The organism is Okeania sp. SIO1H4 (assembly GCF_010672695.1).
Lineage (GTDB): Bacteria > Cyanobacteriota > Cyanobacteriia > Cyanobacteriales > Microcoleaceae > Okeania > Okeania hirsuta.
The window spans coordinates 17347-27385 of record NZ_JAAHGB010000075.1; the positions used below are offsets into that span (position 1 = coordinate 17347).

5 protein-coding genes are annotated in these 10039 nt (G+C 37.7%); 3 read left to right on the forward strand and 2 right to left on the reverse strand.

Annotation, left to right across the window (positions count from 1 at the left end; translation table 11 throughout):
• Positions 1 to 113: 113 nt before the first annotated feature.
• Together F6K06_RS28630 and F6K06_RS28635 are read left to right on the forward strand one after the other, a co-directional pair.
• Positions 114 to 1403: a tetratricopeptide repeat protein gene (locus tag F6K06_RS28630; RefSeq protein WP_287243961.1), complete on the forward strand. Its 1290-nt coding sequence runs from the start codon at positions 114 to 116 to the stop codon at positions 1401 to 1403.
• Between the two features lie 430 nt (positions 1404 to 1833).
• Positions 1834 to 2511, forward strand: coding sequence for a HEAT repeat domain-containing protein (locus tag F6K06_RS28635; protein ID WP_287243959.1), 678 nt, complete (start codon positions 1834 to 1836; stop codon positions 2509 to 2511).
• A 92-nt stretch (positions 2512 to 2603) separates the two neighbouring features.
• Here F6K06_RS28635 and F6K06_RS28640 read toward each other — a convergent pair whose 3' ends face one another.
• Positions 2604 to 3356, reverse strand: a complete 753-nt coding sequence (locus F6K06_RS28640) for a class I SAM-dependent methyltransferase (protein ID WP_287243956.1) — start codon at positions 3354 to 3356, stop codon at positions 2604 to 2606.
• A gap of 1045 nt (positions 3357 to 4401) precedes the next feature.
• Positions 4402 to 7794: a hypothetical protein gene (locus tag F6K06_RS28645; RefSeq protein WP_287243953.1), complete on the reverse strand. Its 3393-nt coding sequence runs from the start codon at positions 7792 to 7794 to the stop codon at positions 4402 to 4404.
• 261 nt (positions 7795 to 8055) lie between these two features.
• On the opposite strand from F6K06_RS28645, the gene F6K06_RS28650 reads away from it, so the two are divergent.
• Positions 8056 to 9831 carry an ABC transporter substrate-binding protein gene (locus tag F6K06_RS28650; RefSeq protein ID WP_287243950.1) on the forward strand — a complete coding sequence of 592 codons (1776 nt, stop codon included), beginning with the start codon at positions 8056 to 8058 and terminating at the stop codon, positions 9829 to 9831.
• Positions 9832 to 10039: the final 208 nt, after the last annotated feature.

Genomic DNA, 10039 nt, shown 5'->3' on the forward strand with positions numbered 1-10039 from the left:
CCTGAAGACTGACTCCTTCGTCGTTTATTTATAACTGTTCAACCGGACATGACATAATACCAAATTTCAAAAAGTTTGCTATATATAACATGGTAGAGTTTTGCCACAAGCAGATGTTAAAAAACCTCAGTAAAGGCTTACCAAAGTCAATTTATATTTTAATTATCACCCTAATATTTTCTATTAGTGGAAATTCTGCGTATAGTCAAGGGACAAAGGATAAAATTAACGATAATTACCAACAAAAAAATGATTTAAAGTTATTATCTGTATTCCCAGAAAATAAAAATTTTGCAACTCATAAAATTGATAGTTTACTAGCTCAAAATCAGGAAAAAGTAGAAAATTTTCAACTGAAAGAAGAAATTCGTAGTCGCGTGCGAGAAGAAGTAGATTATACATTTCGTCATGCCACATCATTGCTCAGTATTTTTTTGATTTTGCTGACTTTATTTCCCGCTTCTGCTGCCATTTGGATTTGGTTTCTTCAGACAAAATTATCTAACAAAATTTTTATTACAGAGCAAGAAATTGAAAGTTTTAAATATGACACAATATCTCAGTTAAAAGAAATCGTCAATGAAGCTCAAATAATATTAGATGAACTGCAACAACAAAGTCAACAAGCCGACGAAAAAATAGAACAACTGCAAAAGGATACATTGATTCAATATTCTGCTGCTAAAACTGATAATTCTGAACCGTTAATGATGGCAAATGATTATGCTAAACAAGCAGATAAATTTTTCTTTGCAGGTAGACTCAAAGAAGCTATTTATTCTTACAATCAAGCCTTGAAAATTCATCCTGAAATGGCAGATACTTGGAATAATCGAGGGGTGGTATTGACAAGATTAAAAATGTATGATGAGGCGATCGCTTCTTATGATAGAGCTTTACAAATTCGTGCTGATTATGCTGATGCCTGGAATAATCGTGGTGTTTCTTTAATAGAATTGCAGCATTATCAAGAGGCAATTAATTCTTTTGAACAAGCAATTAAAGTTAAAGCTGATTATGCTGATGCCTGGAATAATCGTGGTGTTTGTTTAGCAAAAATTCAAAAATATCAAGAGGCAGTTAAGTCTTATAATCAGGCAATTGCTATTAAAAATAATTATAGCGATGCGTGGAATAATCGAGGAGTTGCTTTGATGAAGTTAGGTATTTATGGAGAGGCGATCGCTTGTTATGATAATGCAGCAAAAATTAAACCTGACTTTTTTAGTGCTTGGTATAATAAGGCTCGTTGTTGTGTGTTGAAAGGTGAAGTTGAAGCAGGTTTAAAAACCTTGAAAAAAGCAATTAGTCTCAATGCTAGTAGATGTCAGGAAATGGCAAAAAATGAACCAGACTTTGACGATATTAGAAATCAAGAAGTATTTAATAAATTGATTGATTAATAAGTAGTAGATTTGCGGTTTACAATAAACCTGTTCCCTCCATACCTATTCTCTCTTTTCTGGATAATAATTATATTTTCCTATGCTTTCTGTCTTTCCTCTGTTATCTTTTACTATTAGACCAAGCGTGAAAAAAGAATGGGTGCATCTCATAGCAAGCAAAAATACTTTTTTTCTATATATTCCCAGAACCCAGATCCCAGAAGGCTGCAGGACTCGCAGTTTCAGTCTGTGGAGCCACTGTAAGACCCGAAGGGAGTAAATCCCGGAAGGCGGGTACTATGTTAACGCAGCTCCTCTGTCAAAAGGCAACAGAAAGCCCCTACCAGCAATGTGAGGGAATGCCGCGCTGTCTCATAGAGCAGCGTCGGGAGGATGTCAATAACTATAATATAAGATAAATGTAAAGTTTTACAAATAAAGGCCAAATATGCAAAATATGAGTTTAGAGCAAATATCTGTCCAATTAGATAGTGAAAATTCTCGCGATCGCCTTCTTGCCCTTGCCCATCTAAGAGAAGTATCTGCGACTGAGGCAGTACCTTTAATTAAAAAAGTATTGAATGATCCAAATTTACCAGTACGCTCCATGGCAGTATTTGCCCTGGGTGTAAAACAGACAGAGGAATGCTACTCAATTTTAGTAGAATTGTTAGAAAAAGATGCAGACTATGGAATTCGTGCTGATGCTGCGGGGGCGTTAGGTTATCTGGAGGATATTAGAGCTTTTGAACCCTTAGCAAGAGCATTTTATGAAGATACCAGTTGGTTAGTACGTTTCAGTGCCGCAGTTTCTCTAGGAAACCTCAAAGATCCCCGTGCCCATGATTTATTGATCGATGCTTTAGATAATCAAGAAATGGTGATACAACAAGCAGCGATCGCGGCTTTAGGAGAAATTGGAGACTTAGAAGCAGTGGAACATATTCTCAAGTTTGCTCTTTCAGAAGATTGGTTAATTCGCCAACGTTTAGCAGAAGCTTTAGGAAATATGCCTACTCCTAAGAGTATATCTGCCTTGAAATATTTGGAAAAAGATAGCCATCCTCAAGTATCTCAAGCAGCAAGCATATCTCTGCAACGTTTATCTACAAAAGAGAATAGTTAGCATATATAGCAATGAGCGCTGGTATATTTACAAATTGCAGGATTAGTCATGGCAAGAACGTAGGGGCCAATAGCCATTCACCCCTACTGACTTCAGATATACTCAGGTTTAGTTGCTGCTATAAAAACCATGTGATCGCTAAATTTCAAAACTGATTTATCCTGATATTTCTCTTCCATTTCCTTTAAACCTGCTGCTAATTCAGTATCATTAAATTCAGAAAGCAAAAACATATAACGATTTTCTACCATTTCAAAATACTGACTTTTTGGCAATTCTAAAGGGTACTCTATAATATCATAATCGACAACAAAACCTACTTTTTGAAGTAAATCAATTAGTTCTTGATAGTGAGGTTGTTTTTTTTCGTACAATTTTAGTGCTTTAGCAAATAAAGGATACTCAATAGTGGGTGGTAAGAGCAATAATAAGAAAATTCCTCTAGGAGTTAGTCTTTGCCATAAATTCTGGAATAGTAGAAATTTTTCCTCTATATAATGGATAGCTTCTTTTAAGAAAATTTTGTTATAAATTCCTGGTTTTTGAGAGAATTTTACTCCATCCATTTCTACAGGATTTAATCGACTATTTGCCGGAATTTTTTGTAGCATTTCCGCAGAAGGATCGACACAAATAATCGGTTGCTGTAATTGAATGTGATTGAGAATTTCTTTGCTATAAATTCCTGTTCCACAACCAATATCTACCAAAGTATCTGTGGGAGTTAGGTGTAGATATTCGATGATTTTTTGAGTTGTAAATTTAATATATTCAGGTGAGTATGACCAGAGATAATCGTAAATATTGGCGATATTTTTGTAATGATTTTCGGAAGTGTTATTCATAATAATTAAGATTTTTGCTCAAATTTTTGACAAAGTTTTGATGGGTGCATCTCAATTTTGAATAAAGCAAAAAAAATATTGCTTTTAGGCAACAGGCAACAGTGAATATATAGGAAAAAAGTATTTTTGCAAATATGAGATGCACCAATTTTGATATTATAAAGAATTTAATTCCTGTTGTAAAATTGCTAATTCTTGGGCTAAATTACCTGCAAGTAAAGCCTATAAAACTAACCATAAACCAGAGAAATATTCACTATAAATAATAGTTTTTTTATTGGGTTTAAGTTTAATATATTTCCCTTTTCTTAATTGTACCCACTCCCGTAATTAGAAATTTGTCTATCTTACCATATATTGTTATCTCCCCCGATTTTTTCACTCTCGTTATTTCCCAACAACTCTATTATATATTGTTAGGAAACAGAGAATAAGTGATTTTAAGCAAAAAGTTTTCATAAAATGGTTGATACTTCGATAATACATTGACCAGACTAAAAAATGAGTAATATCATGTCCGGTTAAACAGTGATAAATAAATAACTAGGGAGGAGTCAGGAGTCAGGATTCAGGAGTCAGGAGGAAAGAGGGAAGAAAGAAGAACAACTGGAGTTGAAGGAGAAAGTTTTTTTATAACTAATTATCCGGACATGATATAACTTACCACAGTTTGCTGATTTCATTCAAGTTCAAGAGGCGATCGCCATTGCCAAGAAGGAAGGGCGATCGCCTCTTTGTAATCCAGATTCAGACTCAAACGCGATTCAAATGCAAATCGTGTAATAATCTAGAAATTGGGGGTTGGTCGTAAGGACTAATCAATTGAGTTGCAGGCTGGACAGACAGTAGGGTGCGTTAGGCAGTCCATTATTTCGTGTTCCTTACCCTGGTTGCTCAATTGGCCGTAACGCACCGCAACCGATCTCACTGGAAAGAATATGGTGCGTTACGACGGATGAGAAGCAATGGCATAATAGCACAGATTTGCGCCGTCTAACGCACCCTAACTAGACCGACACTGTTCAACCGGACATGATATTACTATTTAGCCTAAGTCGTGCCATGGTACTACCTGAGCAACTTGTAGTCCAGAGTAGGCTACAGTTGTGATTCCTATAGTAGCCTGTGCGGCAAGCACGACTTTTGGCATTTTGGTATTTACTGCTATTGCATAGGCAAATCGGGAAATGTATGTTGCGAGATTGCTGACTTCCTCAAGGACGGCAGCAGTCTTCTCGTCTTCATCAAAATCGTCTAAATCTATTAGTTCGTAGAAATGCCAACCAGTACACACTAAAGATGGAACAACAAGAATTGCATCAACGATTGCACTTGTGGCACGACCATCATTGGGGAGGAGATGGCTCATAACTCCCTGAGATGCCCCTAACTTAGACTGTATAGGACCAGAAAAGAATATCTTGGACAAAATCCTTACAGTAAGGGTTCCATAACTGAGCTTGTTGATAAATGGGCTTTGGATCGGAGCTTTGGGAACAAGGAAGTTAGTAACTCCAACTACCACAGCAGGCAGCGTAGTTACAGTTGTTAAAATAATGGTAGTTTCAGTATTACCAGATCCCGGCAATCCAGCCTCCAATGCAGTGACAATACGTGCCGGAAAGGCATAGAGGGCAGTTACCGAATGTCCTGTAATAAAGACGACATCCTTAACTTCTTGAGGGAGATTGTTTAAAACCTCTTGTAGGTCTGAGAGGCTGGGAGCTTCCTGTAAGGCAGTTGTGTCTGAGTTATCTGGAAAGGGAGCCTTACCTTTCACTACCTTGTAAGCCACAGTATAAGCAACAGCAGACATCCAGCAGATGAGATCTAGCAGTGAAAATTCCTCGATTCCAATGGATGCCAAAATATCAGAAATAACAGGGATGTGAATTGGGGTATCCAGAATCTCCACGAACGTCTCAACTACTTCTAACAAAATCTCGAATAATATATTTCCAAGAAATTGAATGCCACTGAGCAAACCATCAACCAATATGGCGACAAGTCCCTTTAGGATTTCCTCTACAGTAAGCTTAGAGAAGTTCTCATATAAATATTGGAGTTCGTCTAATACCCCGTCGAACGCGGTCGCTTTTTCTTCCAGGGCCTTCAACAACTCATCAGCAAGGTCTTGTGAAATATCGGGCATAGAAATTTCGCTACTCGAAACATTCTGTGCATTATTCTCAAAGTGATGAAAAAGATGTTGTGAAGCTGATGTCTGATTTTCCATTGGATTTGAAGCGCTCCCACTTACAGCCTCAGAAGCAACAGAACCCAGACCTGACCAATCATCAACGCCTAGTAATTTATCTACAAGGTCTTGCATATTATCGATCGCTTCATTAAAACCATCTTGGAAGTCTTTAATATCATCAACCCAAGATTCCATATACCGCTTGATGAGGTTGTGTAAAACCTCCTTGGTGCGTTTAATATCATCCCATTCAAACAGGAATCCGACATACTGGATGATATCCTCGATCGTGGTCTTGACAATGCTAAAGACCCATTCAACAGCCCCAACAATTGCCTCAAACGAGTTGAGGATGGCGCGATAGGCTTTGCCAGCAATTTTTGCAATGAAGCACGCTACTCCAGTGGCTTGATCGACAATTACATCGATAACTGCCTCGACACCAGACTGCAACCAGCTAAATATGTCTCCCGCAAAAGCAAGAATATCATCGCCCAAGTCCATTTCGGCAATTATTGTAGAACGATCTGCTACCTGATTATTTTTAACGCGCTGATAGCCTGTATTAAGTTTGCCTAGTGCTTCAGCAACTTTTGCCACTGTATTATTATCAGCACCAGGAGAAACTAGAGGTTTAGTGCCGCCATCCTCCAGATGAATTTCCGCATTCCTTAGTTTATCAATGCTATCAAGTTCGGCGAGTTTATCGAACGGTGTTTTCGTTGGGTCTATTGTAATAGAATTGCTCTTAATAGAAGGGTCAGAACTAATACTGGCGGATACTGTAAAACTTGTACCGTTAAGATTCTCTGTAGCCTCGACAATGGTAATGGCTCCAAGGCGGTCAGATATAATGTCTATCGGCTCTTCCTCCAAGACATAATAAATGCCGTTTATATATGCAGCACAGTGATTGCTTGCTCTCAGACTCAGGACGGCATCTTTGATACGAAGTCCTTGTTCGTCAGATACTTGAATTCTAGTGGTATAGGAGTTAAAAGAAATTGAGTTTTCCTGGGGCGGACTTGGTAGAGTAATCTGAGTGGTGTGCCATACTTTCGACTTGGGATTTTGATGAACTTCAAACAAGTTTCCTCCACTAGTTGCGAAGATGGTATTGCCTCCATCAATTTTGTTGATATAGGGAGACATCTTTTCAATCCTTGAGAGAATAGGTATGGGAACACTCCAAGCTTTTGGGTCTAATATTTCTGAGCGATCGCAACTGGTGTAGTAAAGCCGGTTATTTCCATTCAACCCCCAGAGGGTAATTAAACCATTACGGTACATAGCGACAAGCTTGCTTGTGTTAGATATTACCTCGTTTGAGATTAAGGGAACTGCTTCTGCATTATTACCCTGGTTGGAACTGGAGAAATAGTACAAAGTGTCGCCACTAACAATAAACAGGTCTGTTGATAGGTCGTCTCCAGTTCGAGCTGTAGCGATCGCATCTAACCTAGCATTTCCGGGTGGCTTCAGGCGAACTGGGCTAGGTTGTGTGCTATCGCTAAATGGGTTGATGACAGGGCAAAAAATCAATTGAGAACTGCCCCCGACAAAACCGGCTGTATAAAGCCCATCAACACGATTGCCTTCAGGTCTGCCTAGGGAATTATCATATTGGTCAGCATCAATATTGATAGGTAAATCATGATTGTGCCAGTAATAGCCGTCTTTTGGCTGCGGATCGATGTAGAATCTGCGGATGAGATCCTCACTTCCCTCGCGAAGCACATCGACGATAATGTATTCCTTTTCATCATAAGGTTCACAAAAGAAAACATTAACAATTTTTAGCTGTGATAATTCTATGTCTGGGTTATCATATTCGTAGGGTATCCAGTTAGGTGAGTCTACCCATGAGAAATCCTGGTTGGAATTGCCCACAGATAAATACAGATGGTCACCATCCCTTGTACCAACAACCATAGCTATACCTAGCGTTCCATCTTCCACAGTCTGACCTGCGCCAAATGTGTCCAATTTAATGTCAGTTTGACCCTGGAAGTCTTGCTCTATCTGGGTGCTACTCAAGTCTGTTTTTGACCAGCCAGCAGCAGAGGTTGCACTCTCTTCCCGGATGAGGTAAAATACTCCATCAGTTCCAATGGAAAATAGCAGCGCATTGCCTTTGCGACTCTGCAAGGCGAGGAACTTATCTTGAGCCGATATCAACTTTGCCTGCAAGTAGTTTTTCATCATTTCGGATGAGTATGTCAGATTAATTGCTGTCATCTGTAGATTCCTTAATTATCTAAAAAAACATACAACTTGGCCAATCAGCAGAAAATGTAGATGTGGCAACCACCAATAAGAAAGCCCTACTAGCTAAGGAACTTCTTTAGCCAGAATTAATTGCAACTTGATTTACTTTTGGGCGTTGCTCAAAAGTTATGATAAATTTTGTAGGGTTCAGAACACAAAATGTCAAAAATGTCAATTCACCCAAACTAGGAAAAACGGTCATAGACGTAGCCAACAATGTTTCCCATAAAAATGATTAACCTTAATACCCAAAAAAATAACTACCATAAATTAGCAATTTTATTCACGGTTATTTTAATATTTTTCCTTAGCGCTTGTAGACCAGCACCATCAAATTATCAATCTCGTCTAGTAGTTTCTACCCCAAGCGATGCTTCTACTTTTAACTATCCATTAAATCAGTCAGCATATAGTGTTTTTGGTTATATTTATGACGGCTTAATTATTGAAAATGGTGTAACAGGAGAATTAGAACCAGCATTAGCTAAATCTTGGGAAGTTTCGGAAGACGGACAAACAATAGTTATTACTTTACAAGAAGATTTGAAGTGGTCAGATGGAGAACCTTTAACTGTTGATGATGTGGTATTTTCCTACAACGAAATATATCTCAATGATAAAATTCCTAGCAGCTTTAAAGATATTCTTAGAATCGGTCAAAGTGGTGCTTTACCAACAGTAAAAAAAGTCGATAATCTCCGTGTAGAATTTTCCACACCCGAACCTTTTGCTCCTTTTGTTAGATATGCTGGAGGATTACCTGTTTTACCTGCTCATGCTTTAAAAGAATCAGTTCGTACTACTAACTCGGAAGGAGAATTAAACTATCTCACAAAATGGGGAACTGATACCCCAGTCACAGAAATTGTTGGTAATGGTATGTATCGCATCAAAAGTTATACTCCAAATCAACGAATTATCTTGGAAAAAAATCCCTTTTACTGGCGCAAAGATGATGGGGGAAATAATCTGCCTTATATTGAAAATATTGTCTGGCAAGTCATCGAAAATACAGATAATCAACTGTTAAATTTTCGTTCTGGAGAACTAGACACAATTCAAGTAGCAGCAGAAATGTATCCTCTGTTAAAACGAGAAGAAAAACGAGGCAAATATACTATTTATAATGGCGGTCCTACATCTGCTTCTAGCTTTATTTCTTTTAATTTGAATGAGGCAAAGAATGCTCAAGGTCAACCATTTGTCAAACCCTTTAAATCTCGATGGTTTAATAATAAAACTTTTCGTCAAGCGATCGCCTATGCAATTAATAGGGAAGCAATGACCAATAATATATACCGTGGATTAGGTGCGCCCCAATATTCACCAATTCCAGTCACCAGTCCTTTTTATTTCTCTCCTGAAGAAGGCTTAAAAATTTACAACTATAACCCAGAAAAAGCCAAAGAACTTTTACTGAGTGCTGGCTTTAAATATAATCAAAATGGTGAATTATTAGACAGTGAAGATAATCGAGTAGAATTCAATTTATTATCAAGTGCGGGTCGGAAAGTTAGAGAACAAATGGCGACACAAATTAATCAAGATTTAGCCAAAATAGGTATTAAAGTAAATATGCAGTTTCTTAGTTTCAATACTTATGTAGAAAGACTATCTTTATCCAGAGATTGGGAAGCTTATCTAGGAGGTTTTATCGGAGGAAGTATTGAACCTCATGGTGGTTATAATATTTGGTCTGTCAATGGTAGATTACACACTTTTAATCAAGGACCTCAACCTGGAGAAGACAACATAGAAGGTTGGAAAATTAATGATTGGGAACAAGAAATAGACGACCTTTATATTAGAGCGTCTCAAGTGCTAGATGAAGAAAAACGAAAAGAAATTTATGGTCAAGCACAGCAAATTATTGCTGAGGAATTACCTTTTATATATATGGTCAATCCTCTAGAATTTGAAGCTATACGAAATCGGATTAAAGGAATTCAATATACTGAACTTTCCGGAGGTTTTTGGAATTTATATGAACTCCAAATTTCTGAGTAAAGAAGGAAGAAGCAAGAAGGAAAAAGGAAGAAGCAAGAAGGAAGAATCTTATATTTATATTGTTTAAGTTTTAAGCTTTTGATATCATGTCCGTTTATATCGTTTGTGTAAACCCAAGGGTGAATATCTACAGGAAATGATGGTTTTTTCTTGCGAGGGTAGCCTTCTTCCCTCTTCCCTCTTTCTTCTTCCTTCTTCCTTCTTCCTT